The organism is Mesorhizobium sp. LNHC232B00 (assembly GCF_000502435.1).
Taxonomy (GTDB): Bacteria; Pseudomonadota; Alphaproteobacteria; order Rhizobiales; family Rhizobiaceae; genus Mesorhizobium; species Mesorhizobium opportunistum.
In genome coordinates this window covers 139,478-165,239 of sequence record NZ_AYWP01000002.1, presented here as the reverse complement: position 1 = coordinate 165,239, position 25,762 = coordinate 139,478, and the positions used below count along the sequence as shown (strand labels likewise).

At 64.6% G+C, this 25,762-nt stretch carries 23 protein-coding genes; 9 read left to right on the top strand and 14 right to left on the bottom strand.

Features of this window, described 5'->3' with window-relative positions; translation table 11 throughout:
- Nucleotides 1-25: 25 nt before the first annotated feature.
- From X743_RS165695 to X743_RS165710, 4 genes are all read right to left on the bottom strand, one after another.
- Entirely contained in the window at nt 26-1,201 is a 1,176-nt protein-coding gene (locus X743_RS165695; RefSeq protein WP_023763807.1) for an MBL fold metallo-hydrolase, read from the bottom strand.
- Complete coding sequence (locus tag X743_RS165700) at nt 1,201-2,274, bottom strand: ABC transporter ATP-binding protein (protein WP_023763806.1); 1,074 nt, start codon at nt 2,272-2,274, stop codon at nt 1,201-1,203. Before X743_RS165700 ends, X743_RS165695 begins: the two co-directional genes overlap by 1 nt.
- Nucleotides 2,262-3,965 (bottom strand): iron ABC transporter permease, encoded by a 1,704-nt coding sequence (locus tag X743_RS165705; RefSeq protein WP_023763805.1) that lies wholly within the window; start codon nt 3,963-3,965, stop codon nt 2,262-2,264. The genes X743_RS165700 and X743_RS165705 overlap by 13 nt, the downstream gene beginning before the upstream one ends.
- 89 nt (nt 3,966-4,054) lie before the next feature.
- Nucleotides 4,055-5,041, bottom strand: a complete 987-nt coding sequence (locus tag X743_RS165710) for an ABC transporter substrate-binding protein (RefSeq protein ID WP_023763804.1) — start codon at nt 5,039-5,041, stop codon at nt 4,055-4,057.
- A 262-nt stretch (nt 5,042-5,303) separates the two neighbouring features.
- Between X743_RS165710 and X743_RS165715 the strand changes: the two genes are divergently transcribed.
- Nucleotides 5,304-6,275: a sugar-binding domain-containing protein gene (locus X743_RS165715; protein ID WP_023763803.1), complete on the top strand. Its 972-nt coding sequence runs from the start codon at nt 5,304-5,306 to the stop codon at nt 6,273-6,275.
- A gap of 23 nt (nt 6,276-6,298) precedes the next feature.
- On the opposite strand, the gene X743_RS165720 is transcribed toward X743_RS165715, so the two are convergent.
- From X743_RS165720 to X743_RS165750, 7 genes are all read right to left on the bottom strand, one after another.
- The gene (locus tag X743_RS165720) at nt 6,299-6,667 is read right to left on the bottom strand and encodes a hypothetical protein (RefSeq protein ID WP_013892722.1); all 369 of its coding nucleotides are present in this window, start codon (nt 6,665-6,667) and stop codon (nt 6,299-6,301) included.
- Nucleotides 6,668-6,780: 113 nt separating this feature from the next.
- A complete protein-coding gene (locus tag X743_RS165725) occupies nt 6,781-8,199 on the bottom strand; it encodes a pyruvate dehydrogenase complex dihydrolipoamide acetyltransferase (protein ID WP_023763802.1) in 1,419 nt (472 codons plus the stop codon).
- Between the two features lie 3 nt (nt 8,200-8,202).
- Complete coding sequence (locus X743_RS165730; RefSeq protein WP_023763801.1) at nt 8,203-9,201, bottom strand: alpha-ketoacid dehydrogenase subunit beta; 999 nt, start codon at nt 9,199-9,201, stop codon at nt 8,203-8,205.
- Nucleotides 9,201-10,229: a thiamine pyrophosphate-dependent dehydrogenase E1 component subunit alpha gene (locus tag X743_RS165735; protein ID WP_023763800.1), complete on the bottom strand. Its 1,029-nt coding sequence runs from the start codon at nt 10,227-10,229 to the stop codon at nt 9,201-9,203. The genes X743_RS165730 and X743_RS165735 overlap by 1 nt, the downstream gene beginning before the upstream one ends.
- A gap of 2 nt (nt 10,230-10,231) precedes the next feature.
- Nucleotides 10,232-11,560 carry an NAD(P)H-dependent oxidoreductase gene (locus tag X743_RS165740; protein WP_023763799.1) on the bottom strand — a complete coding sequence of 443 codons (1,329 nt, stop codon included), beginning with the start codon at nt 11,558-11,560 and terminating at the stop codon, nt 10,232-10,234.
- Between the two features lie 281 nt (nt 11,561-11,841).
- On the bottom strand, nt 11,842-12,606 hold the full coding sequence (locus tag X743_RS165745) for a phosphodiesterase (protein ID WP_023763798.1): 765 nt from the start codon (nt 12,604-12,606) through the stop codon (nt 11,842-11,844).
- A 70-nt stretch (nt 12,607-12,676) separates the two neighbouring features.
- Entirely contained in the window at nt 12,677-13,465 is a 789-nt protein-coding gene (locus X743_RS165750; RefSeq protein WP_023763797.1) for a 3-hydroxybutyrate dehydrogenase, read from the bottom strand.
- 262 nt (nt 13,466-13,727) lie between these two features.
- Between X743_RS165750 and X743_RS165755 the strand changes: the two genes are divergently transcribed.
- Both X743_RS165755 and X743_RS165760 read left to right on the top strand, forming a co-directional pair.
- On the top strand, nt 13,728-14,510 hold the full coding sequence (locus X743_RS165755) for an acetoacetate decarboxylase (protein ID WP_023763796.1): 783 nt from the start codon (nt 13,728-13,730) through the stop codon (nt 14,508-14,510).
- A complete protein-coding gene (locus X743_RS165760; protein WP_013892714.1) occupies nt 14,503-15,663 on the top strand; it encodes a patatin-like phospholipase family protein in 1,161 nt (386 codons plus the stop codon). The genes X743_RS165755 and X743_RS165760 overlap by 8 nt, the downstream gene beginning before the upstream one ends.
- 285 nt (nt 15,664-15,948) lie before the next feature.
- On the opposite strand, the gene X743_RS165765 is transcribed toward X743_RS165760, so the two are convergent.
- Together X743_RS165765 and X743_RS165770 are read right to left on the bottom strand one after the other, a co-directional pair.
- A complete protein-coding gene (locus tag X743_RS165765; RefSeq protein ID WP_023763795.1) occupies nt 15,949-17,550 on the bottom strand; it encodes an inorganic phosphate transporter in 1,602 nt (533 codons plus the stop codon).
- A gap of 94 nt (nt 17,551-17,644) precedes the next feature.
- Nucleotides 17,645-18,859: an ROK family transcriptional regulator gene (locus X743_RS165770; RefSeq protein WP_023763794.1), complete on the bottom strand. Its 1,215-nt coding sequence runs from the start codon at nt 18,857-18,859 to the stop codon at nt 17,645-17,647.
- 219 nt (nt 18,860-19,078) lie between these two features.
- Between X743_RS165770 and X743_RS165775 the strand changes: the two genes are divergently transcribed.
- The 6 genes from X743_RS165775 to ugpC all read left to right on the top strand — a co-directional run bounded on the left by X743_RS165775 (nt 19,079) and on the right by ugpC (nt 25,156).
- On the top strand, nt 19,079-20,317 hold the full coding sequence (locus X743_RS165775) for an extracellular solute-binding protein (protein WP_023763793.1): 1,239 nt from the start codon (nt 19,079-19,081) through the stop codon (nt 20,315-20,317).
- Between the two features lie 80 nt (nt 20,318-20,397).
- Entirely contained in the window at nt 20,398-21,282 is an 885-nt protein-coding gene (locus X743_RS165780; protein ID WP_023763792.1) for a sugar ABC transporter permease, read from the top strand.
- Nucleotides 21,282-22,127 carry a carbohydrate ABC transporter permease gene (locus tag X743_RS165785; RefSeq protein ID WP_023763791.1) on the top strand — a complete coding sequence of 282 codons (846 nt, stop codon included), beginning with the start codon at nt 21,282-21,284 and terminating at the stop codon, nt 22,125-22,127. Before X743_RS165780 ends, X743_RS165785 begins: the two co-directional genes overlap by 1 nt.
- Nucleotides 22,124-23,146, top strand: coding sequence for an SIS domain-containing protein (locus X743_RS165790; RefSeq protein ID WP_031257406.1), 1,023 nt, complete (start codon nt 22,124-22,126; stop codon nt 23,144-23,146). Before X743_RS165785 ends, X743_RS165790 begins: the two co-directional genes overlap by 4 nt.
- Nucleotides 23,146-24,084, top strand: a complete 939-nt coding sequence (locus X743_RS165795; RefSeq protein ID WP_023763789.1) for a PfkB family carbohydrate kinase — start codon at nt 23,146-23,148, stop codon at nt 24,082-24,084. The genes X743_RS165790 and X743_RS165795 overlap by 1 nt, the downstream gene beginning before the upstream one ends.
- Nucleotides 24,071-25,156, top strand: a complete 1,086-nt coding sequence (ugpC, locus tag X743_RS165800) for a sn-glycerol-3-phosphate ABC transporter ATP-binding protein UgpC (protein WP_023763788.1) — start codon at nt 24,071-24,073, stop codon at nt 25,154-25,156. Before X743_RS165795 ends, ugpC begins: the two co-directional genes overlap by 14 nt.
- A 45-nt stretch (nt 25,157-25,201) precedes the next feature.
- Here the strand turns inward: ugpC and X743_RS165805 are convergent, their stop codons facing one another.
- Nucleotides 25,202-25,735 (bottom strand): TetR/AcrR family transcriptional regulator, encoded by a 534-nt coding sequence (locus tag X743_RS165805; protein ID WP_023763787.1) that lies wholly within the window; start codon nt 25,733-25,735, stop codon nt 25,202-25,204.
- Between the last annotated feature and the right edge of the window lie 27 nt (nt 25,736-25,762).

Sequence of the window (25,762 nt, the reverse complement as noted above, 5' to 3'; positions counted from 1 at the left end):
GTGTGAAGCGGTTTTTCGGACGACATCATGCTCGATCTCCTCGATTTAGAGCCGGCACCGCGATGCGTTGGCCGGTACGGCGTTGGGTGCGCAGCGACGGGATGTGGCTTTTCAGGTCATCCAGGAGATCGGTGGTGCAGGAATGACCGAGCGCGTCGGGCCGTCCCGCTTTCTCCCAGATACCGACATTGCCGGAAAGCGTCGGATGGGTGGGCATGCGCACCCAGTCGGCACGGCCGGCCTTGTGCAGGAGATCGCCCGGTGAACCGGCAGGCAGATGTCCGGTAAGAAGCACCGGCAACCCGGCCTGGTCGGCGCGCGGCAGAAGGCGCGACGACGGACCGGCGGCGCCCATGCCGTCATCCGCGAGCAGCGGCAGAAGCGGCAACGGATCCGCATCTGTCCAGTCGGCGGCACTTGCCAAGCGAGCACGCAGCAGTTCGCAAACGCCGGGCAGCAAGGCCGCCGTGGCGCCGATCTGCGTTTCCAGCGACGTTCGCATGCCGGCGTGGACGGCAAACGGCCCCGGCAAGGCCGCGATCAGTTCCAGCGATCGTCCCGACAGCGGCGTCGGCAGCAGGCACCCATCTGAATGCCTTGCCACCCACTGCGAAATTTCGCGTGCCCGCGCCGCGCCCGGCACAGGGTCCGCGCCGTAGGAGGCATCGAAGACCAGGAGATCGCAGTGCGGGATCGTATCCATGACGAAGACATTGCTGTCCGGTACGACATCGGCCGAATAGGCGACACGGCTTTTCCCGTCATCGATGGCGAACCAGACGCCGCCCACGACATGCCCCGACCGTCCCGTCCTGATCGCCAGATTGCCGCTTTTCAGCGTGTCGCCGGGTTCGAAGATTTCGATACGATCGTCAGGAATTGGAAAACGCTTGAAGTCCGCGGGATCGGCATAGGCGGCAAGCGTCGCCGGCGCCTCTTCGCGGGTCTCGGCCGTCATGAAGATCGGGCCGGCATAGCCGCGCGACAGCAGCCAGCTCAGCGCACCGACATGATCCTCATGGGCATGCGAGACGAAGACCGCGTCGATGCCGGCAACCGAACCGTCGAGCGCCGGATAGTATTCCGCCCCCGTCGCGCCAACCTTGATGCCGACATCGAGCAGGATGCGATCGCTGCCGCTGCTGACTGCGAGGCTGGTGCGGCCCTTTTCGCCAAAGCCGCCGAGCAAATCCAGCATCATCACGGTTGGGTCCCCGGGATCAGCCAACCGGACTTTATGCGCAGCCGTGCCTGGGCTCCGCTCTCCAGCACCACGGGATCGGGCTGTTCGAAATGCAAGGTGAGATCGGGACCGGCGGAAGGCGTGAATTCGATGCGCGCGGCACCTCCCTGGTAGATCACCCGCTTGACGAGGCCGTCAAAGCCGGGTCCGTCAGGCGAAACGTCGAGATCGGCGGAGCGGCAGCATATCTTTGCGCCGGCGCGTGGCTGCTCACCGGCCCGGCAGCGCACCACCAACTCGGTTCCGAGAACCCTGACCTTGCAATGACCGGCATTTTCGGCACTCAGCACATCGGCAGGGAGCAAAATTCCTTGCGAGATGAAGGAAGCCACCATCTCATTTGCCGGCTCATGATAGAGTTCGCGTGGCGTCGCCAGCTGCGCAAGGCGCCCGTGATCCATCACCGCGATGCGGTCGGCCAGCGCCATCGCCTCGGCCTGGTCGTGGGTGATATAGACGATGGTCGTGCCCGTGCGCTTGTGGAAGGCGGCGAACTCGTCTTCCATCGAGGCTCTCAAATGCACGTCGAGATTGGCGAGCGGCTCGTCGAACAGCACCAGCGAGGGGGCGGCGACCAGACAGCGCGCCAAGGCAACGCGTTGACGCTGGCCGCCGGAGAGATTGGCGGGCCTGCGATCGCCCAAGCCCTGCAGATTGACCAGGGTGAGTGCATCTTCGACCTTCCGGCGCGCCACCGCTTTGTCGAGCTTCGCCACTTTCAGCGAATAGCCGATGTTTTCGGCGACCGTCATATGCGGCCACAGCGCGTAGTTCTGGAAGACGATGCCGACGCGCCGCTTTTCCGGCGCGACGCTGCCGCCCTTGGCCGACACGATTTCGCTGCCGATGCGGATCTCGCCTGACGTCACCTTCTCGAATCCGGCGACGAGCCTGAGCAGCGTGGTCTTGCCGCAGCCGGACGGCCCGAGCACCGCCAGGAACTCGCCGTCGGCGACGTCGATCGATACGTCCTTCACGGCGTCGAAATCGGCGAAGCTCTTGGTCACATGGTCCAGGGTCAGTCGCGCCATGGCAGAACTCCACTCGGAAGATGAGGGGCAAGCAGATTGGTCACCAGCATCAGCACGAAGGTGACCGCGACCGTGATGACCGACATCGCCGCCGCGTAGTTGGAATCGCCGCCCTGCTCGAAGGAAAACATCACGACGCCGATCGTCTCCGACCCGGACGACCACAGCAGCGCCGAGACGGTGAGTTCGCTGAGCGCCGTCATGAAGATCAGCAGTCCGCCCGCGATCGCCGCCGGTGCCACCAGTGGAAAGATGATGGTGCGCATGCGCGTGAACAGCCCGGCGCCCGCCACCTGCGCCGCCTCTTCCAGCGCCCGGTCGATCTGGTGATAGCCGCTGATGGTCGGCCGCAGCGCCAGCACCAGGAAACGGGCGAGATAAGCGTAGAGGATGATCCAGACGGTATTGTAGAGCTGGATGCCGGTCAGCGGGATCGGCCGCAGGAAGAGCAGCAGCGAAGCGATCGCCAGCACCACGCCGGGCAAGGCATAGGGCAGCTCCACCGACAGATTGAGCAGCCGCACCCAGCGCTGCTTGCCCCAGGCGATCAGATAGCCGATCGGCACTGCGACGAGGACCGCGAAGAAGGCCGCCGCGATCGACAGCCAGAAACTGTTGAAGAAGGCGCGGCTCGCCGCATCGTGCTCGAACAGCACGAAGCGATAATTGTCGAGCGTCGCCGTCTTGGCGGTGAGCGCAATGCCGTAGCCGGGCACCAGTGAGGTCAGCACCAGCCCGAACAAGGGCAGGAACAGCACCAGCACGATTAGCAGCCACATGCCGGCCTGGACGGCGGGGCGCCAGCGGCCAAGCTCGTAGGGCTCGGCCGACAGCGAGGTGGAACTGATGCGGTAGTCGCGGCGGCGGCTCATGAGCTCTTGGGCGAGAATGCCCGCCATGGCGATGACGCCGATCAGCACCGACAGGAAGGCCGTTTCGCCAAGCACGGCGGGGCCTCCGCCGGCCAGCTTCTGGTAGATGAGCGTCGGCAGCACGAGATAGTTGGCGGGAATGCCGAGGAAGGCCGGGATGCCGAAATTGCCGACGCAGGAGACGAAGGCGAGTGCCGCCGCGGCCATGATCGACGGCGTCATCAAGGGCAGCACGATGGTGACCAGCACGGTGAACCAGCCGGCGCCGCCGGCGCGGGCCGCCTCGACCAGTTCGCGCGGCAGCTTGCGCAGGCCGGCACGCACCAGCAGGAAGACCAGCGGGCCATACTGCACGCCGAGCAGCAGGATGATGCCCGAGGTCGAATAGAGCGGGTTTTTGGTGCCTAGCGGCGGTGCTGCGCCGAACAGCTTGAGAAACGGACTGGCCGGGCCGAACAGTTGCAGCCAGGCCAGCGCCGTCACCTGCGGCGCGATCATCAGCGGCATGACATAGCAAAGCACCAGCGCGCTACGGCCGCGAATGTCCGTCAGCGAGACGAGAACTGCCACCAGCGTTCCCGACAGCACCGCAAGCAGGGTGCCGCCGATGCCGATGACCAGCGTGTGCCAGGTGGCGATCCAGGTCGCCGGGCTTCTCAGCCCGGCCTCGATGGCCACGGTCGACATCGTGCCGCCAGGCGCCACGATCTCCTTGAGGAGCCGCAGCATCGGCAGCAGGGAAAGCAGCACGATGACGACGGCCACCGCCGCCGTCAGGGCCGTTTCCTGGCCCCGACTTTCCCTTATCCGTGTGGACATGATTGATTTTCCTGAGATCGATCCGCGAACGGCTTTGTTCGTAGCGCTTCGGGATGCCGTCGAGGCGGCACCCCGAAGCGATTGCCGGCTCAGCCGCCGAACAGCTCGGAGAACTTCGCCTTGTCGGCGTCGGTCTTGGCGACGATCGCCTTGGTGTCGAACGACATCACCTTGACCTTGACGCCTTCCGGCATCCAGTCGGGACGGCCAATCGAGGCGCGCGCCGGCAGGTAGCCCATGGACAGCGCCAGCTTCTGGCCGTCATCGGAAAGAATGAAGTCGACGAACTTCTTGGCGCCTTCCACATTCTTGGCGGTCTTCATGATGGCGACCGGTTCGGTCACGGCGGGCACGCCCTCGCTGGGGAACACGAACTCGACCGGCGAGCCCTTCTTCTTGGCATTCATCGCCATGAAGTCGACCAGGATGCCATAGGGCTTCTCGCCCGATGCCACCGACTTCAGCACCGCGCCATTGCCGCGCACGCTGACGGTGTTGTTGGTCTTCAGCTTCTGGAAGAAATCCCAGCCATAATTGGCGTCGCCGACGAAGCCCGAGAGCAGGTAGGCGGCTGCTCCCGAATAGAGCGGGCTCGGCATGACCAGGCCATCGGCATAGGCGGGCTTGGCGAGATCGGCCCAATGCTCCGGCTTTTCGGCGGCCGCGGTGTTGTAGACGATGCCGGTGGTGATCAGCTTGCTTCCGAAATAGGTCTTGTCGGAATCATAGGCATCGGCCTCGATGCCGTCGAGCTTTGCCTCGGGATAAGGCATCAGCCGGCCGTCCTTCTTCAACAGCTCCATCGAGACCGCGTCGGCGATCAGAAGCACGTCGGGCTGCGGGCTGCCGGCGGCGAACTCGGCCGCCATCTTGGTCAGGATGTCGCTGGTTCCGGAGCGATAGATGGTCACGTCGATGCCGGGCTGCGTCTTCTTGAAGGCGTCCACGGTCTTGGCCGCGTCGGCCTCGGGCTGCGATGTGTAGAGCGTCAGTGTCTCGGCGTTTGCCACGCCGGCAAACAAAGTTGCCGCGAGCGCCAGCTGGCTGGCCAGCCGCTTGATGAAATGCGTCTTCATGAGACCTCCTGTCTTGTCTGTGCATGACCGGTCCGGCCCAGGCCGGCTCCCCGTCTCTTCCTCCCTGCACGGCGCATATGACTGGTGGATGACACAGCGCGTGAAACCCACAAAATATGTTCATATGTACAATGTCAATTACAAATGAACAGAGATGTGCAACTATCGGCAGGCCGCAACCCGGCATCCGATTGACATCCGGCCGGCGTTTCTCCGATGAGGAGAACGCGGCCCGGCCATGGCTGATGAGGGACGAGAAGACATGCCCACGCAGAAATCCACACCGGCCCTTTTGCCGATGGTGTCGTCCGATCTCAACGTCAAGACGGCCTGGCTCTATTATGTCGAGGGCTTCACGCAGGAGCAGATCGCCGAGAAGCTCGACGTCTCCCGGGTGAAGGTCATGCGCACGCTGGCCGCCTGCACCGCCGAAGGCATCGTCGTCACCATGATCAACGCGCCGACCGCCGAGCAGGTGGCGCTCGAACGGGCGCTTGAGAAGCGCTGGAGCCTCAATGCCGCGGTCGTCATTCCGACGCCCTCGGCCCAGGACCATCTGGAAAAGGCGATCGGCCACGCCGTCGCCGCCTTTCTCGGCGAGCAGATGCAAGACGGCATGACGCTCGCCATCGGCGGCGGCGCGACGCTGCATGCCAGCCTGGGCTTTCTCGCCCGCCGGCAGTTGAAGCGCGCCTCGGTGGTGGCGCTGGTCGGCAGCCTGCCGCATTCGCAATGGATCAACCCGTCGATCGTCGCCGCCAAGGTCGCCGATGTCTTCGAGGTCGACAGCTACCAGATCACCGCGCCGGTGACGGTCGACGATCCCTCGCTTCGCGGTCTCCTGTGGGCGCAGCCAACCCTGCAGGATGTGCGCCGGCGTGCGGCCGCCGCCGACATCGCGTTGCTCACCGTCGGGGACATGTCGCCGGACGCCACCATCTTCCGGCACGGCATCGTGCCGTCGTCGCTGATCGCGTCGCTGAAGGCGAAAGGCGCGGTCGCCAACATGCTGTGCTACTTCGTCGATGCCGCGGGCAGGCTGGTCGACCACGAGGTCAATGGGCGCGTCATGGCCATCGATCTCGAAATGGTCGGCCAGGTGCCGAATGTCGTGCTGGCCGCCGGCGGAAAACGCAAGGTGGCCGCGATCCTCGCCGCGCTGAAGGCCGTCAGCACCAATGTGCTGATCACCGACAGCGACACGGCGACCGCGCTGCTGGCGAAAAGCGGTTAGGAGAGCTTCGATTCCTGTTCGAACTAGATAAGTCCGCGTTCGCGCAAAAAATCCTCGACGCCGACATGGGTCATGGATTCGAACTCGGCGATCGCCTCGGCCACCCGCTTGCGCTGGGCGGCCAGCAGCGTGAACACCTGCTTCATCTCGCCGGAAACGCCAAAACGGCTCCACCGCTCGGCGATATGCATGGGCAGGCCGATATCGGCACAGAATGCATCCAAGCTGTCGTAGCCGAGGCTTGCGACAAGCTGCTTCGTCTCTTCCGCCGACATGCGCGGTTCGAAGGCATGGTCGTGCAGGCGCTGCGCCACCAGCTTGATGTCGGATGGCGAGGCGCCCATGACCTTGCCAAACAGGGTTTTGACATCAGATGGGTCGAATGCGGGCATGCTGGCCTCCCTGGATCGCGGTCCACAGAAAAGATGGGGCAAGGGTCGGCGCCTGACAAGTCATTTCCGTCGTAAGCCGGCGCACCAATCGGCACCGGCTTGCAACAGAGGGCCTAGACCAGCATGCCCATCGGATTTTCGATCAGCCGCTTGAAGGCGACCAGCAGTTCGGCGCCGAGCGCTCCGTCGACGGCGCGATGATCGGTCGACAGCGTCACCGACATCACGGTGGCGATTTTGATCTCGCCATTCTTGACCACCGCCCGCTCCTCGCCGGCACCAACCGCCAGGATCGTCGCATGCGGCGGGTTGATGACGGCGGCAAAGTCCTTGATGCCGAACATGCCCAGATTCGAAACCGCCGTCGTACCGCCCTGATACTCTTCCGGCTTCAGCTTGCGGCTGCGGGCGCGGCTCGCCAGGTCCTTCATCTCGTTGGAGATGGTGGACAGCGTCTTTTCGTCCGCTTTGCGGATGATCGGCGTGATCAGGCCGCCGGGGATCGAGACGGCAACGCCGACATCGGCATGCTTGTGCTTGACCATGGCGCTTTCGGTCCACGAGGCATTGGCATCCGGCACCGCCTTCAAGGCCAGCGCCATTGCCTTGATCACCATGTCGTTGACCGACAGCTTGTAGGCGGGTGCCTCGCCCTTGTCGGTCTTCTTCACCGGCGCCGCCGCATTGATCTGCGTACGCAACGCCAAGAGCGCATCGAGCTCGCAGTCGAGCGTCAAGTAGAAATGCGGGATGGTGGTCTTGGCCTCGACCAGGCGCCGCGCAATGGTCTTGCGCATATTGTCGTGCGGGACGAGTTCGTAGGAGCCGAGTTCGAACAGGCGCAGCACGTCCCCCTCCCCCTTGAGGGAAGGGTGGCCGGCCGCGGGCCGGTCGGGTGGGGTCGGCTCGACTGGGCTCGGCTCGACGAGGCTCGGCGCGAAGGAGGTGCCTTCTGAGGCGACCCCCTCCGTCCGCTTCGCGGACACCTCCCCCTCGAGGGGGGGGGAAAGCGCGGCGTCTATGTCGGCTTTTACAACACGGCCGCATGGACCCGTGCCTGCGATATTGGAAAGTGCAATGCCTGCTTCACGAGCCAAGCGCCGAGCCAAAGGCGTCGCGCGGGTTTTCCCCTCCCCCTCGAGGGGAGGGTGGCCGGCCGCAGGCCGGTCGGGTGGGGTCGGTTCGACCGGGCTCAACGCAGGAGCGGTGCCTCCTGAGACGACCCCCTCTGTCGGCGTCGCCGACATCTCCCCCTCGAGGGGGGAGATTGGCGCCTTGTCCCCATACGCCTCCCCATCAGCATAGATCCAGGCAACAGCCGCGCCCACCGCGATATCGACGCCTTCCTTGCCGGTGACGTCGCGCAGCACGCCGCTGGCCGGTGCGTCGATCTCCATCGCCGCCTTGTCGGTCTCGATCTCGAACAGGACGTCGCCCTTGTTGACGTGGGCGCCTTCCTCGGCGAACCAGCGCGAAATCTGTCCGGTCGCCATGTCCATGTCGACCTTGGGAAGAATGACTTCGGTCGGCATCTCTCAGCGAACCCCTTTCACGAGGTCGCGCGCGGCGCTGATGATGTCGGGAACCTGCGGCACGGTGGCCTTTTCCAGCTCCGGATTGTAGGGGATCGGCGTCTCGGCGCCGCCCAGCCGCACGATCGGCGCGTCGAGATAGTCGAACGCCTCGCTCTCGGCGATCATGGCGCTGACCTCGGCGCCGATGCCCAGCGTCTTGACCGCTTCGTAGACGCACATCAGCCGCGACGTCTTCTTGACGCTGTCGATGACGGTCCGCTTGTCCATCGGCCGGATGGTCCTGAGGTCGACGACCTCGACGTCGATGCCTTCGGCTTCCAGGGTGGCCGCGGCGTCGAGCGCCTTCTGCACCATGATCGAGGTGGCGACGATGGTGAGGTCGCGGCCCTCGCGGCGGATGTCCGCCTTGCCGATCGGCACCGTGTAGTAACCTTCGGGCACCGGGCCCTTCATCTTGTAGAGCAGCTTGTGCTCGAAGATCATCACCGGATCGGGATCGGCGACCGCCGCCAAAAGCATGCCCTTGGCATCGTAGGGCGTCGCCGGCTGGATGACCTTGAGACCCGGCACATGACCGAGCCAGGCTTCGAGGCTCTGGCTGTGCTGCGCGGCGGCGCCGGTGCCGGAGCCGGCGGGAAAGCGCATCACCACGGGAACCGAAACCTCGCCGCCCAGCATGAAGCGCATCTTGGCCGCCTGGTTGACGATCTGCTCCATGGCGAGCGTCGCGAAATCGGAAAACTGGAATTCGAATATCGGCCGCATGCCGGTGAGGGCCGCGCCGACCGCGACGCCGGCGCCGCCCAGTTCCGAAATCGGCGTGTCCATCACGCGGTCCGCGCCATAGCGCTCGACCAGATCGCCGGTCACCTGGAAGGCGCCGCCATAGACGCCGATATCCTCGCCCATCAGGAAGACGCGTTCGTCCATGTCCATGGCGATCGCCATGGCTTCCTGGATCGCCTGGGCGTAGCTCAGTTCACGCACCATCGCGTCCATCACGCCTGCTCCGTATAGACATAATTTCCGGTCTCGCTGATGTCCGGCGCCGGGCTTGCCTTGGCGAATTCGATGCCGTCGGCGATTTCCCGCGCCACCGCATCGCGGATGGCCTCGATGCCCTTGTCGTCGATGAAGCCGAATTCGCGCAGCTCGTTTTCGAACAGCGCGATCGGGTCGCGGTTCGACATCCAGTCCTCGATCTCTTCCTTGGTGCGATAGCGGTTGCGGTCGCTCTTGGAGTGGCCGCGATGACGGTACGTCTTGGATTCGATCAGCGTCGGCCCCTCGCCTGCACGGGCACGCTCGACGGCCCTGTAGGACGCCTCGGCGACCTCGGAGAAGATGTTGCCGTTGACGACGACGCCCGGCATCGAATAGGCGGCGGCGCGCTCCGCGATGTTCTTCACCGCAGTGGAACGGGCCGTCGACGTCGACATGCCGTAACCGTTGTTCTCGCAGACGAAAATGACAGGCAGCTTCCAGATCGCGGCCATGTTGAGCGCCTCGTGGAAGGCGCCCTCATTGTTGGCGCCGTCGCCGAAGAAGGAGACCACGACCTTGCCGGTCTTCATCCTCTTGGAGGAGAGCGCTGCCCCCACCGCGATCGGAATGCCGCCGCCGACGATGCCGTTGGCGCCGAGATTGCCCTTGCCGACATCGGCAATGTGCATCGAGCCGCCGCGGCCCTTGCAGTAGCCCGTGGTCTTGCCGAAGAACTCGGCGAACATACGCTTGACCTCGGCGCCCTTGGCGATGCAGTGGCCGTGGCCGCGATGGGTCGAGGTGATCTGGTCATCCTCGCCAAGCGGCATGCAGATGCCCATGGCGCTGGCCTCCTGGCCGATCGACAAATGCATCGTGCCGTGGATGAGGCCGCGCGTGTAGCACTCCTCCGCGCCCTCTTCGAAGCGGCGGATGAGGTACATTTTGTAGAGCACCTGCTTGAGCTGCTCGGCGCTGTACTGGCGATAGACGAAGGGCAGGTTGGCGCGGCTGTCCGCCACGGCTTTGCTCAATCCAGCCATGGTCAGGCTCCAACGGTTCCATAGACGAGCTTGTCCTGGCGCGCGCGCAGTTCGGCGATCTTGGAGCCCGGAGCCGGGGTCGCATTGGCATAGGTGATGAGCTCGCCCTTCTTGATCGGCGCCGTCACCGAACCGCCCTGCAGCAGGCCGCAGGGAATGGCCTTGGCGGCATGCGCTTCCGGCGCCGTCATGATCCAGGCGCGGTAGCAATATTCGCCGATCGCATCGAGTTTTTCGCCCGGCTGCATGTCCTTCTTGGCCACGGCGGCGACTTCCGCCACGGGCTTGGCCAGCGGCACCATATCGGCCTTGCCGTAGAGCACGACGCGGGCGCAGGTCAGCGGCACTTCGAGCGAGGTGAGGTGATAGGGGCGGTGGAAGGTGAAGTACGGGCCCTTGCCCATCTTCAGATCTTCCATGCGCTCCGAAATGCGAGGATGCGACATGTCGGCGACGACGAAGACGCCGGGTGCGACACCCTTGCCGATCGAGTAGTCGACGACGCCGACCCTGGACAGCACACCGCCATCCTTCTGCGGCACCAGCACTTTCGAGAGTTCGCCGAGCGTCGCGGCCGGGCCATGCATGCCGGCCTTGTCGGGCACCAGCCCGGTGGCGTTGGCGATCGCCGCCATCTCGACCATGGTCTTGGAGCCGTCGACGAATTCGACCAGCATGCGCACATTCATGTGCCGGCGCGTGGCCTCTTCCTCATAGGCCGGCGGCGTGGCGTCGATATTGAGCGGGTTGTTCTTGCCCTTGCCGGCTGCGACGATCGGATGGCCCATGGCCGAGACGAACTCGATCAGTTCCATGCAGGAGGACGGCTCGTCCCCGGCGCCAAGCGAATATGTGACGCCGAGCCTGTCGGCCTCGCTCTTCAGATAGGCGCCGATGGTGACGTCGGCCTCGACATTCATCATCACCAGGTGCTTGCCGTGCTCCATGGCCCGCAGCCCAATCTCGGCGCCGACAGCGGGAACGCCGGTGGCGTCGATGACGACGTCGATGAGGTCATTGTTGATGACCAGGTCGGCGTCGTTGGTGACCGCCACCTTGCCGGCCTCCATGGCGGCCGTCATCGCCGAAGCGTTCGACACCTCGCGCGCGTGACCGGTTTCCTGGAAAGCAATGTCCACCGCCTTGCTGGCGGCGGGCAGGTTCAGTTCGGAAATCGCGCCGATCTCGATGCCGGACATATGCGCGACGCGGGTAACGATATCGGTTCCCATCTCGCCGGAGCCGATCAGGCCGATACGAATGGGCTTGCCCGACTTGCCGCGTTCCTCGAGATCGCGGGCAAGGCCCGTCAATGAAACATTGGAAGCCATACCGCTCATTCCTCCCGTAGTGCAGGCCATGTTCAAGTGCTTGACGGGTATTGAACATATGTATTCCTGTCAAGACTAATGTCCAAATTCGGTGCTTTTTGACGCGCCTTCGCGGAGGCCGCGTCGACCCCAGGCAATGGCGGCCGCACGCCGGACACATATCGACAGGCGGGCGCGGCGGCGGGGCCTCCCGACGCCGGGAACAAGCAGGCCGGTCCATGGCCATAACGACCGCTATGAAAGCGGACCGTCTTCAGTGTGGAGAGCCCTACGGAGCTCGATCAGATGCCGCCGGCAACGGGAAAATCGTGGAAATGCACGACCACCCCATCGGCGTCGATGAAGACCACGGCATAGGCGGGAGGTTCGTGACCCAGGCTCCAGCTTTCCGAAAAATCGAGCGCCGTCTGGTGGTTGGTGCTGCGCAGCGTGCTGACCGGGATGCCGCGCCAGCTGCCGGCGATCAGCCGGTGAACGTGGCCGGCGAAGATGTGGCGGACATTGCCGTGGCGCGACAGGACGTCATGGAAGATATCGGCGCCGGCGAGCCTGGCCTCGTCGAGCACCGGAATGTGTATCCGGAACGGCGGGTGGTGCATGAACAGGAGGACCGACCGGTCTCGCGCCTCTTGCAGCCGTTGGTCCAGCCAGTCGAGACGCGCTTGACATAGCCTGCCCTCGACATGTCCGCTGTCCAGCGTGTCGAGCAGGATCAGGCGGCCTTGGCTGCCATCGAAAACGCTCTGGACGAAGCCCCCTTCGGCGGCCGCCTGCGGAAGCATCTCGAAAAACAGCGCCCGGTCGTCATGGTTGCCGAGCATCAGCCGGCAAGGCGGAACGAATGCCGCCAGTCTTTCCTTCAACGCCGCATAGGCGGCGCGCTCGCCGTCATTGGTGAGATCGCCCGAAATCACCACGAGCTCGGCGTCGGCGTGGTTTTTGACGATATCGGCAAGGCAGGCATCCAGCCGCGCCAGCGGATCGCTGCCGTACAGGCGACCGCCAGGTGCTATCAGATGCGGATCGGAGAGCTGGATGATTTTCATGGTCCTGACCGAAGGCTTGCCTGCCGACGCCGTCGGCATCAGCCGGCAAACGGAACGCGCTGGCTACCCTCTACTGCGCCGTCCAGCCGCCATCCATCGGCAAGGTCGTGCCGGTGATCTGCCTGGCCGCGTCCGAGCACAGGAAAAGCGTCAGCGCCGCAAGCTCCTCGACGGTGACGAATTCCTTCGTCGGCTGTGCGGCGAGCAGCACGTCGTGCTTGACCTGTTCCTCGGTCATGCCGCGCGCCTTCATCGTGTCGGGGATCTGCTTTTCGACCAGCGGCGTCCAGACATAGCCCGGCGCGATCGCGTTGACGGTGATGCCGTCCTGCGCCACTTCCAGCGCCACCGTCTTGGTCAGGCCTGCAATGCCGTGCTTGGCCGAAACATAGGCCGACTTGAACGGCGAGGCGACCAGCGCATGCGCGGAAGCCGTGTTGACGATGCGGCCCCATTTGCGGCTCTTCATGCCCGGCAGTGCCGCCTTGATCGCATAGAACGCCGCCAGGAGGTTAATGCGGATGATCGCCTCCCACTTGTCGTCGGGGAATTCCTCGATCGGTGCGACGTGCTGGATGCCGGCATTGTTGACCAGGATGTCGAGGCTGCCGAACGCGGCCTCAGCGTCGTGCACCATGGCGCTCACGGCCGCCCCGTCCATCATGTTGGCGTCGGAGTAGCGGCACTTGACGCCGAAATCCTTCTCGATGCCGGCGCGTTCCTGCTCGATCGCGGCGGCATCGCCAAGGCCATTGATGGTGACGTTGGCGCCTTCGGCGGCGAAGGCGCGGGCGATGGCCAGGCCGATACCGCTGGTCGAGCCGGTGACGAGGGCGTTCTTCGAAGACAGGGAACCCATGGTGATCTCGCGCGAAGTGGGAGGGAACATGACGATATAATTGTGCGTCGCAACATGACAATGACAGAGCCATGTGTCGATGCGATTACAGCCAGACGACAGCGTCGGCACGGCCCCTCGCCCCGTTCGGAACCATGGTCGTGAGCCTGACACGGCCCTGTCATGGTGCCGTGCAACATAATCGCTTGCGCATTCGCGCGGTCATTCCTGACGAAAATATTGCCCGAAAAGAACTTCGTCTGACAAACCTTGGGGGTGCAGCTTGGAAATCGCCGATGTCGTGAGGCGCGCCTATGCGATGCCGCTGACCAACCCGTCCTTCCCGCCCGGCCCCTACCGTTTCTTCGACCGCGAATACATCATCATCACCTACCGCACGACGCGCGAAGCGCTCGAGGCGGTCGTGCCGGCGCCGCTGGAGATCGACGAGCCGCTGGTCAAGTACGAGTTCATCCGCATGCCCGACTCGACCGGCTTCGGCGACTATACCGAGACCGGCCAGGTCATCCCCGTGCGCTACAAGGGCCAGCATGGCGGCTACGTCCATTCGATGTATCTCGACGACGACGCGCCGATCGCCGGCGGCCGCGAGCTGTGGGGTTTCCCGAAGAAGCTGGCCAACCCCAAGATCGTCCATGAGGGCGAGGTGATCGTCGGCACGCTGCACTATGGCAGCGTTCTGTGCGCCACCGGCACCATGGGCTACAAGCACCGCGAGGCCGACCACGATTCCGTGCTCGCAGCGCTCGCCGCGCCCAATTTCCTGATCAAGATCATCCCGCATGTCGACGGAAGCCCGCGCATCTGCGAGCTGGTGCGCTACTACCTCACCGATATCACGCTGAAGGAGGCCTGGACTGCGCCGGCGGCGCTCGATCTCAGGCCACACGTCATGGCCGACGTGGCGAAGCTGCCGGTGCTCGACATCGTATCCGCCGTTCATTTCAAAGCCGACCTGACGCTGGGACTGGGCGAGGTGGTCCACGACTATCTCGGCGATCACGGCCTGTGCGCCGCCAACCAGTTGGAGAAAGCCCATGCTTGAACGCAACCGCAAGAAGGAGGCCACCGCCACCATCGAGGAAATCTCGGCGCAATACGACCGTATCGCGCTGGTGTTTCAGGGAGGCGGCGCGCTCGGCGCCTACCAGGCCGGGGTCTACCAGGCGCTGGCCGACGCCGGCTGCGAGCCGACATGGCTGTCCGGCGTCTCGATCGGCGCCATCAATGCGGCGATCATCGCCGGCAATGAGTCAAGCCGCCGCCTCCAGCGTCTGGAGCAGTTCTGGCAGACGATCTCGGGCCGCAAGATCTGGTCCTATACGCCCGAGGGCGATATCTATCGCGATATCCGCAACCGCACCTCCTCTTGGATGACGATGACCATGGGCCAGCCCGGCTTCTTCAAGCCGCGCAGCCCTAATCCCTGGTTCGAGCAGCAGGGCGCCGAGGGCGCCACCAGCTTCTACGACACCGCCGAGTTGAAGGACACGCTGGAGAGCCTGATCGACTTCGACGTGCTGAACGACGGCAAGAAGCGGCTGAGCGTCGGCGCGGTCAATGTCCGTACCGGCAACTTCGTCTATTTCGACACCGACAAGGTCCGCATCGGACCGGAGCACATCATGGCCAGCGGCGCGCTGCCGCCTGCTTTCCCAGCGATCCGCATCGAGGGCGAGTATTACTGGGACGGCGGCATCGTCTCCAACACGCCGCTGCAATATCTGCTCGACCAGGAAGAGGACCGTTCTTCGCTCGTCTTCCAGGTCGACCTGTTCAGCGCCCGCGGTGTCCTGCCGCGCAGCATGCCCGACGTGCTGTCGCGTCACAAGGACATCATGTATTCCAGCCGCACGCGCCAGAACACCGACAATTTCAAGCGCATCCACGGCCTGAAGATGCGCCTGCTCGACGCGCTGAAGCGGGTGCCCAAGGAGCAGCTGACGCCGGATGAGGAAGTGCTGATCGCGGACTATTCCGACGCCGGCATCGTCAACATCGTGCACCTGATCTACCAGCACAAGGGCTATGAAGGTCACGCCAAGGACTATGAGTTCTCCGGCACCTCGATGCGCGAGCATTGGGAGACAGGCCTTGAGGACACCCAGCGCACCTTGCGCCATCGCAAATGGCTGACCCTGCCGACCAATGTCGATGGCGTTGCCATCCACGACCTGCACCGCGAGGACCCGACTTAGAGTCGGGCAGGGGCGGTACCCGCGACAATCCGCCGTCGAGTTCCTTCACACCCCCCTCTGTCCTGCCGGACATCTCCCCCGCATGGGGGGAGGTCGATGAGGGCTGCGCCTTCGTCAATCTCCAATAGCTCTCAAAACTGGCGGGGCGTATGAACTGCTAATCTCCCTCCTTGCGGGGGAGATGGCCGGCAGGCCAGAGCGGGGTGCTGTCCCGCCGACACATCGGAATGAAAAAGGCAGCGCCGGCGACCGGCGCTGCCTTTGCTTGGAAGCTTATACGCCTCTTCAGAACACCTGGCGGAAGATGATGAACAGCACGAAGGCGAGCGCGATCGAGCACGGCAGGGTCAGCACCCAGGCCAGCAGCAGGTTGCGCACCGTCGACCACTGCAGGCCCGAGCCGTTGGCGGCCATCGTTCCGGCGACGCCCGACGACAGCACATGGGTTGTCGACACCGGCAGGCCGAGCCTGTCGGCCATGCCGATGGTCACCATCGCCACCAGTTCGGCGGCCGCACCCTGGCCGTAGGTCAGGTGGCTCTTGCCGATCTTCTCGCCGACGGTGACGACGATGCGCTTCCAGCCAACCATCGTGCCGAGGCCAAGCGCCAGGGCGACGGCGATCTTCACCCATAGCGGGATGAACTTCGTCGCGTTGTCGACCGCCTTGTGGTAGTCGGTGACCGCCTTGAGGTCGGCCGCTTCCATCGGCAGCAGCTTTTTCTTGTCGATCAGCTTGAGCGCCTCGCCGATCAGATAGATGTCGTTACGGGCGTTGCTGACCAGATCGGTCGGCACGTTGTCGACCGAGGCATAGGGCTGCAGCCCGGCGGTCGTGTTGTGGACATAGGTCTGCAGCGCCACGGTGGTCTGGTCGCTCCACGTCCGGGTGCGAACGGCATCCTGGACAGCGGCCTTGGCGTCGGCGACGGTGATGCCGGGCTTTGCATATTTGCCGAGCGCCGTCTCGACATTGACGGAGGCCGACTTGTAGGCTTCGAGGTAGTTGATGTCGGGCGTCCTGTTCAGCGCATAGGCCGTCGGCACCACGCCGATCAGGATCAGCATGATCAGGCCCATGCCCTTCTGGCCGTCATTGGAGCCGTGCGCGAAGCTGACGCCGGTGCAGGTGAAGATCAGCAGAGCACGGATCCACCAGGGCGGCGGGGCATTGCCCTTCGGCGCCTCGTAGAGCGCCGGATTGCGCACCAGAAGCTTCATCAAATAGAGCAGGATGGCGGCGGCGAAGAAGCCGACGATCGGCGACACCAGCAAGGTGGTGCCGACATTGGTCGCCTGCGACCAGTCGACACCGCTGGTGGCGCTGCCGGCCGGCGCCATGAACTGATTGGCAAGGCCGACGCCGATGATCGAGCCGACCATGGTGTGCGAACTCGAGGCCGGCAGGCCGAGGAACCAGGTGCCGAGGTTCCACAGGATGGCGGCAACCAGCAGCGCGAACACCATGGCAAAGCCCGAAGAGGAGCCGACCTGCAGGATCAGCTCGACCGGCAGCAACGACAGGATGCCGAAGGCGACCGCGCCGCTGGACGTGAGGACCCCGAGGAAATTGAAGACGCCCGACCACATGACGGCGAATTCGGCCGGCAGGGAGCGCGTGTAGATGACGGTCGCCACCGCATTGGCGGTGTCGTGGAAGCCGTTGACGAATTCGAAGCCGAGCGCGATCAGCAAGGCAATGCCGAGCAGTATCCACGGCACGGTCTTGGCCACCGCCAGATCCTGGCTGAGCGCGTAGCCGACATAGACGATGCCGACCAGCACCAGCACACCGAAGGCGGGCAGGAACCACTTCGCGCCACCTGAATGATCCAGCGGATGCTCCGGTCTCGGAATGCCCGCCTCGCTAGAAACTATGTCCACCATGTCCCACTCCTTTTGCATTGCAGCAAAGAACTGGGAACGACGCTATGTCCGGACGATGAACCCTGTGTGACGCCGGGGTGGACCCCTGAAGCTCCTAGGCCGGGCCGGAGCTTGTCTTCAGGATTGCCGAAAACAGCGGGTCGAAGGCGCGGCTGATCGGCGCCGCGGCGGCGCCGAGCGCGATCGACCAAGGGTCGGTGGTGCCGAGCTGCAGGCGCGGCAAGGTCCGGCCCGGCCGGTCGGCGATCGACGGCAGCAGCGGATGCATCGCCTCGACCAGCCGGCGGGCCAGCGCTTCCGGCGCGCCGCTGGTCAGGATGACGGTCTGCGGATCGAAGATCGTCTCGATCAGATGCACACTCCAGCGCAAATCATGCGCCGCGCCGTCGATCCAGGCCATCATCCCGGGGGTCCCGGCCAGGACCAGGGCGTTCATCTGCTCGTAGATATCGCTGTCCGCCGGGTTGAGGCCGAGATGCTGGTAGAGCGAGGCCAGCGATGCGCGATGTTCGAGCGGCGTCGAGCCGGGGCCGGCCGGCGACAGCAAGGCCATGCCGATTTCGCCGGCATTGCCGTGGCCGCCGCTGTAGAGTTCGCCATTGAGGATCAGTCCGGTACCGATGCCGTAGCCGACATAGAGGCAGACCGCGTGATCGACGCCATGCGCCGCGCCGACGATGCGTTCCGCCGTCGCACAAGCGGCGGCGTCGTTCTGCAGGCCGACATTCAGCCCCGTGCCTTTGGCCAGCGTCTCCAGCAGCGGAAACTTCTGCCAGGCCGGCATCATCCATTTGTCGTCCGAATCCTTCAGCCCGAAAGGGCCGGGCATGGCCACGCCGAGACCGACCAGCCGTTTCTCCGACTGCGAGGAAATCCCGGCCAGGTCGCGCCGGACGCCGTTGATCAGGCCGAGGATCACCTCGACGCCCTTCGACGGCTCATCGAACGGCAGGTTCGCCTCGGCGCGCGCCAGCACACTGCCCATCAGATCGACCGCGACCGCCCGCGTCAGGTAGCGATCGATCTGCAGGCCGATGGCGAAGGCGCCTTCGGGAACCAGCCTGTAGGGTGTCGAGGGCTGCCCCCTGCCCTTGCGCACCGCATCGAGCGCCACGACTAGGCCGTCGCTTTCGAGATCCTCGATGATGTTGGAAACCGCCTGCTTGGTTAGCTGCGTCGCCCGCGCCAGGTCGGCGCGCGACAGGGCACCATTGAGACGCAACGCCTCGATCATCACACGGCGGTTGTGCGCGCTGGTGCCTTCCTGATTGGTGCCGCTTTTGGCGCGGATCGGGCTGATGTCATCCATCGGCGTTTCCCCTCTTGACTCCATTAGAATATTGATCGACTAATTAAGTCAAGCGAGTTGACTTAATGCGAACCGAATGCCGCAAAACAAGATGGCCAGGGCCTCGGCCCGTCGCCACTGGGCAGCCGGGTGATCATCAGGTCACGCGACATGGATCCGGGAAGACGATGCGAAACATCCGCACCGCCGGCCCCTCAACGCCGGAAATGGGAGAAGAAGATGCTTAAGACAATCACCAAAACACTGGTCGGCGCGGTCTTCGCTGGCGGACTGTTCGTTCCGCACGCTTTCGCCGAAACCACGCTCAACGCGCTTTTCATGGCCCAGGCCGCCTACAGCGAGGCCGATGTGCGCGCCATGACGGATGCCTTCACCAAGGCCAATCCGGACCTCAAGGTCAATCTCGAATTCGTCCCCTATGAAGGCCTGCACGACAAGACCGTGCTCGCCCAAGGCTCGGGCGGCGGCTACGACGTCGTGCTGTTCGACGTCATCTGGCCAGCCGAATACGCCACCAACAAGGTGCTGGTCGATGTGTCGTCCAAAATCACCGACGACATGAAGAAAGGCGTGCTGCCCGGCGCCTGGACCACCGTCCGCTACGACGGCAAATATTATGGCATGCCCTGGATCCTCGACACCAAATACCTGTTCTACAACAAGGAAATCCTGGAAAAAGCCGGCATCAAGACGCCGCCGAAGACTTGGGAAGAGCTTGGCGAACAGGCAAAGATCATCAAGGACAAAGGTCTGCTGAAGACGCCGATCGCCTGGAGCTGGTCGCAAGCCGAAGCCGCGATCTGCGACTACACCACGCTGGTCAGCGCCTATGGCGGCGACTTCCTCAAGGACGGCAAGCCGGACTTCCAGAACGGCGGCGGCCTCGAGGCGCTGAGATACATGGTCGACAGCTACAAGTCCGGCCTCACCAACCCGAACTCCAAGGAGTTCCTGGAGGAGGACGTGCGCAAGGTTTTCGAAAACGGCGATGCCGCTTTCGCCTTGAACTGGACCTACATGTACAACATGGCCAACGATCCGAAGGATTCGAAGGTCGTCGGCAAGGTCGGCGTTGTGCCGGCGCCGGGCGTTGCCGGCACCAGCGAGGTTTCGGCCGTCAATGGCTCGATGGGCCTTGGCGTCACGGCTGTCTCGAAGCATCCGGACGAGGCCTGGAAATACATCGAGTTCATGACCTCGCAGGCGACGCAGAACCAGTATGCCAAGCTCTCGCTGCCGATCTGGGCCTCATCCTATGACGACCCGGCCGTCACCAAGGGTCAGGAAGAGCTGATCGCCGCCGCCAAGCTCGGCCTGGCCGCGATGTATCCGCGTCCGACCACGCCGAAATACCAGGAGCTGTCGACCGCGCTGCAGCAGGCGATCCAGGAATCGCTGCTCGGCCAGTCCTCGCCGGAAGACGCCCTGAAGACCGCCGCGCAGAACAGCGGTCTCTGAGCACCTTTCTCCGGTTGCGGGCGGCCTAGTGCCGCCCGTGCTATGTCTGAAATCACGATGAATGAAGAGAGGCTGCTCTGATGTCGGGCACCTGGATGACCACCCGTGCGTGGTTGCTGATGCTGCCGCTGCTCGTGGTCATGATCGCCGTCATCGGCTGGCCGCTGGTCGATACGGTCAGCCTTTCCTTCACCGATGCCAAGCTGGTCGGCACGGGTGGCGATTTCGTCGGCTTCGACAATTACACGAAGATGCTGTCGAGCACGAATTTCTCGCGCACGCTGGTCACCACGGCGCTGTTCGCGGTCATTTCGGTTGCCGCCGAGATGGTGATCGGCGTTCTCGCGGCCCTTTTGCTCAATCAGGAGTTCCACGGCCGCGCCGTCCTGCGTGCCCTGATGATCTTGCCCTGGGCGTTGCCGACGGTGGTCAACGCCACCCTGTGGCGGCTGATCTACAATCCTGAATATGGCGCGCTGAACGCGGCTCTCACGCAACTCCATCTGATCGACGCCTATCGCTCCTGGCTCGGTGAGCCCGGCACGGCGCTGGCGGCCCTGATCGTCGCCGACTGCTGGAAGAATTTTCCGCTGGTGGCGCTGATTGCGCTGGCCGCCCTGCAGGCGGTGCCGCGCGACATCACCGCAGCCTCGCTGGTCGACGGCGCCGGGCCCTTCAACCGCTTCCGCTTCGTCATCCTGCCCTATCTCGTCGGCCCGCTAATGGTGGCGCTGGTGCTGCGCACCATCGAGGCGTTCAAGGTCTTCGACATTATCTGGGTGATGACCCGCGGCGGCCCGGCCAACAGCACGCGCACGCTGTCGATCCTCGTCTACCAGGAGGCCTTCTCCTTCCAGCGCGCCGGCTCCGGCGCGTCGCTGGCGCTGATCGTCACGCTGCTCGTGACGGTGCTCGCCGTCGCCTATGCGACCCTGGTGCGAAAGACCGCCGGGAGTGCCGCCTGATGGAACGCAAGAGCCTCGGCTTCACCATCTTCATCCACGCCTGCGCATTGCTGCTCGCCGCAATCATCCTGGCGCCCATCGCCTGGCTGTTCATCATGAGCATATCGCCGGCCGTCGACCTTGCCGCCAAGCCGCTGCGCTGGTGGCCGCAGGCCGCCGACTTCTCGCGCTACCGGCAATTGCTGTCGACCGCTGAAAACAGCGCCGGCGCCGCCTTCACCTCGTCGCTGCGCAACAGCCTGGAGATCGCCGGCATGGCGACGCTGGCGGCATTGGCCCTCGCCATCCCCGCCGGCTGGGCGGTCTCGCGCACGCCCACGATCGGCTGGTCGCTGTCGATGGTCATCGCCACCTACATGCTGCCGCCGGTGGCTTTGGCCGTGCCGCTCTATATGGGCCTGTCGCATCTCGGCCTGCTCAACAATGTCTTCGGCCTGGCGTTGGTTTACCTGACCATACTGGCGCCCTTCACCACCTGGCTGATGAAATCGGGCTTCGATTCCATCCCGCGCGAAATCGAGGCGGCGGCGATGATCGACGGCGCCGGCCTGTTCCAGACCCTGCGCATCATCACGCTGCCGCTCGCCGCACCGGTGATGGCGACCTCCGCGCTGTTTGCCGTGCTGCTCGCCTGGGATGAATTCTTCTATGCGCTGCTGTTCACCTCCGACCAGCGCGCCAAGACCCTGACCGTCGCCATCGCCGATTTGGCCGGCGGCCGTGTTTCCGATTATGGGCTGATCGCCACCGCCGGCGTACTCGCCGCTCTGCCGCCGGTGCTGATCGGCCTGGTCATGCAGCGGGCGCTGATTTCGGGCCTGACCAGCGGCGGTGTGAAAGGATGATGATGACTGCGACAAAAACCCGGCCGGCCGGACTGGCCGCGATCGACCGCGAAATGGCGCGACAGCATGCCGACGCGCGCACTTCGTTCGAACAGAACGCCGCCGTGGCGCAACAGGTCGCCGCCGCGATCGGGAAGACCGGACGCCTGCTTCTGCTCGGCATGGGTGGTTCGCATGCGGTTGGACGCGCTGTCGAGCCGCTCTATCGCGCGCTCGGCATAGATGCCCTGGCGCTGCCGCTTTCCGAACAGCTCGGCCAGCCCCTGCCGCTGGCGGGACGGACGGTGCTTGTCACCTCGCAATCGGGCGAGAGCGCTGAGGTCGTCAGGTGGTTTGCAGAGGCCGGCAGTACTGTCGATGTTTTCGGCCTGACGCTGGAAAGCACCTCCTTCCTGGCGCGCACGGTGCCTTGCCTGGTCGGCGCCGGCGGCACCGAACTGGCCTTTGCCGCGACCCGCAGCCTGACCGTGAGCTTCGCCTTGCACCTGGCCATCCTTGCAGCCCTCGGCGACGACCCGGATGCCGCGCTCGGCGCGCTGGACCAGCCGCACGACACGGACATCAAGCAGGCGCTCGCGGCACTGGAGAAGGTGACGACCATCGTCACCTCCGGTCGCCGTCTGCAGGGCGTCGCCGAGGCCCTGGCGCTCGGCCTCACCGAACTGTCGCGGTTGCCGTGCTTTTCACTCGAAGGCGGCCAGTTGCGGCATGGGCCGATGGAGATGCTCGGCCCGCGGATCGGCGTCATCCTGTTTCGCGGCAACGAGCCGACAGCGGAGCTGGTGACCGCCATGGCCACCTCCGTGGTCGAGGCCGGCGCGCCACTCGTCATCTTCGATTCGTCGGGGCAACCACCCGTGGCGGGTGCCGTCACGCTTCCGTTCAAGCCGGCCTCCGGCATGGCCGCCATCTTTGCCATGCTGCCGGTCGCCCAGCGCCTCATGATCGCTTTCGCCGATGCCCGTGTCGACAATGCCGGCACCCCTGTCCGCACCACCAAGATCACCAGGAGCGAGTGATGCGTCCACTCGCGGTGATCGGCAACGTCAATGTCGACCTGATCCTCGGCCCGGTCGCGCCGTGGCCGAAGGCGGGAACCGAGACCGTCGTCGACCATGACGAATTGCGCGTGGGCGGCCAGGCCGGCAACAGCGCACTGGCCTGGCAGGCGCTGGGCGTCGACTTCGCTATTGCCGCCAATGTCGGCGACGACCAGTTCGGCCGCTGGCTTCGCGAGGCTTTCGCAAGCCGCGCCGAAAAATGGCCGGTGCGTCCCGAAGGCACGACGCTGTCGGTCGGCATGACCCATCCAGACGGCGAACGGACCTTCTTCACCACCCGGGGCCACCTGCCGCGCTTCAGCCTTGCCGACGTGCTGTCCGTTCTGGATGGCAACGCGCTTTCTGGCGGCTACGCGCTGTTGTGCGGCTCCTTCCTGACCGAAGACCTGACGCGCGACTACGAGGCGTTTTTCGACTGGGCGGACCGCCACGGCATTGCCGTCGCGCTCGACAGCGGCTGGCCGATCGACGGCTGGACCGAAGCCAACTGCGCCGCGACAAGGGCATGGCTCTCGCGCTGCCACCTCGCCCTTTTCAACGAGGTCGAGACGGTGACGCTGGCGGCAACCCCAAGCCCGGTGGAAGCCGCGCGCGCGATCCGCTCCAGCATGCGGCAGGGTGCGACCTTCGTCGTCAAGCGCGGGCCGCAAGGCGCCATCGCCATCGGTCCGGACGAGAACCTCGTTGAAGCCACGGCACCCGATGTCCGCGTTGTCGACACGATCGGCGCCGGCGATGTCTTCAACGCCGCCTTCCTGGCGGCCCTCGCCCAGGAACGGCCGCTGTCCGCCTGCCTTCTCGCCGCGACGCGTGTCGCTTCGCGCGCCATTTCCACTCTGCCCCGCAACTATGGCGGGCCGATGCATCTCGAGGAGCCTATGCATGAGCGCGCTTGAAATCCGCGGCATCCGCAAGAGCTATGGCAGCGTCGAGACGTTGAAGGGCATCGACATCGCACTGCAGAGCGGCGAATTTCTGGTGCTGCTCGGCTCGTCCGGCTGCGGAAAGTCGACGCTGCTCAACATCATCGCCGGGCTCGCCGAAGCGACAAGCGGCGATGTGCTGATCGGCGGCCGCTCGATCCTCGGCGTTCACCCCAAGAACCGCGACATCGCCATGGTCTTCCAGTCCTATGCGCTTTATCCGAACCTGACCGTGCGCCGCAATATCGGCTTCGGGCTCGAGATGCGCGGGGTTGCGGCCGATGAGCGCGAGACGGCCGTGAGCGAGGCGGCGAAACTCCTGCAGATCGAGACCTTGCTCGACCGCAAGCCGAGCCAGCTTTCCGGCGGCCAGCGCCAGCGCGTCGCCATCGGCAGGGCGCTGGTGCGCAAGCCGCAGGTCTTCCTGTTCGACGAGCCGCTGTCCAACCTCGACGCCAAGCTGCGCCTGGAAATGCGCACCGAGCTGAAGCGGTTGCACCAGATGCTGCAGACCACCGTCGTCTACGTCACCCATGACCAGATCGAGGCGATGACGCTGGCGACGCGCATCGCGGTCATGCGCGACGGCAGGATCGAGCAGCTCGGTACGCCGGAAGAGATCTACAACGAGCCGGCAACGCTCTATGTCGCGGGCTTTGTCGGCGCACCGTCGATGAACATGCTTCAGGCCATCATCACCGGCGGCAAGCTGGCCGTTGCCGAGTCCGATGTGCGGATGCCTCTGCCCGCGCGCTATGCGAACGCGGCTCGCGAAGGCGCTCCGGTGATCGTCGGTATCAGACCCGAAGCGCTTCGCGTGGCGAGCGACGCCGCGACGGAACTGTCATTGCCCGTGGAGATCGAGGTTGTCGAATTGACCGGCCCCGAACTGGTCACGACGGCACGGATCGGCACGCAAAGGCTAACCGCTTGCCTGCCGCCGCGAGCCCGGGTCGCCAAGGGCGAAAACCACAGCCTCACCTTCGACGAAGCTGCGCTTCGCCTATTCGACCCTTCGACAGGCAAGGCCCTGCCAACGGCCTGAGACAAGCCGCGCACGGGGCAGCGCTGTCGGCTCGCACCGCCCCGACTATTTGGCGATCTCCAGCAGGGAGGAGACCAACAGCTCCCGCTCGTCTTTCGACAGCACATCGGAATCGAAGAGGTTCATGCTGCGCAACCCCTCGATGGCGAGATAGCAGACCAGCAGCGATTTGAGGTCTGATGTTTCGCCCTTCAGCCGTTCGAAAAGCTGGCGCTTGAACGTCTTGATCGGCGTCATGAAATCGGGATCCTCGGCGATCGCCGAAAAGATCCAGGAGGCCGAGGGCTGCTTTTCCTCGCAGTCATTGGCCGACAGCCTGATGTAGACGGCGAGCGGGTTTTTACCCTCGCCATTGCGATTGGCGACTTCCAACGCCCGCTCGAATTCGCGCAGATAGTCCTCGACCAGCCCCTGCATCAATTTGGCCTTGGTCGGAAAATTGTAGAGCAGCCCGCCTTTCGACACGCCGGCGCGGCTGGCGACGGCCTCCAGCGAGAGGCTGCCGGGCCCGGTTTCCCGGGCAACATCTGCCGCCGCGGCGAGAATCTTCTCGCGCGAATTCGGTCGTTGGGCTCTCATGGCGCCTCCCTTGGCAAGCTTAGGCCC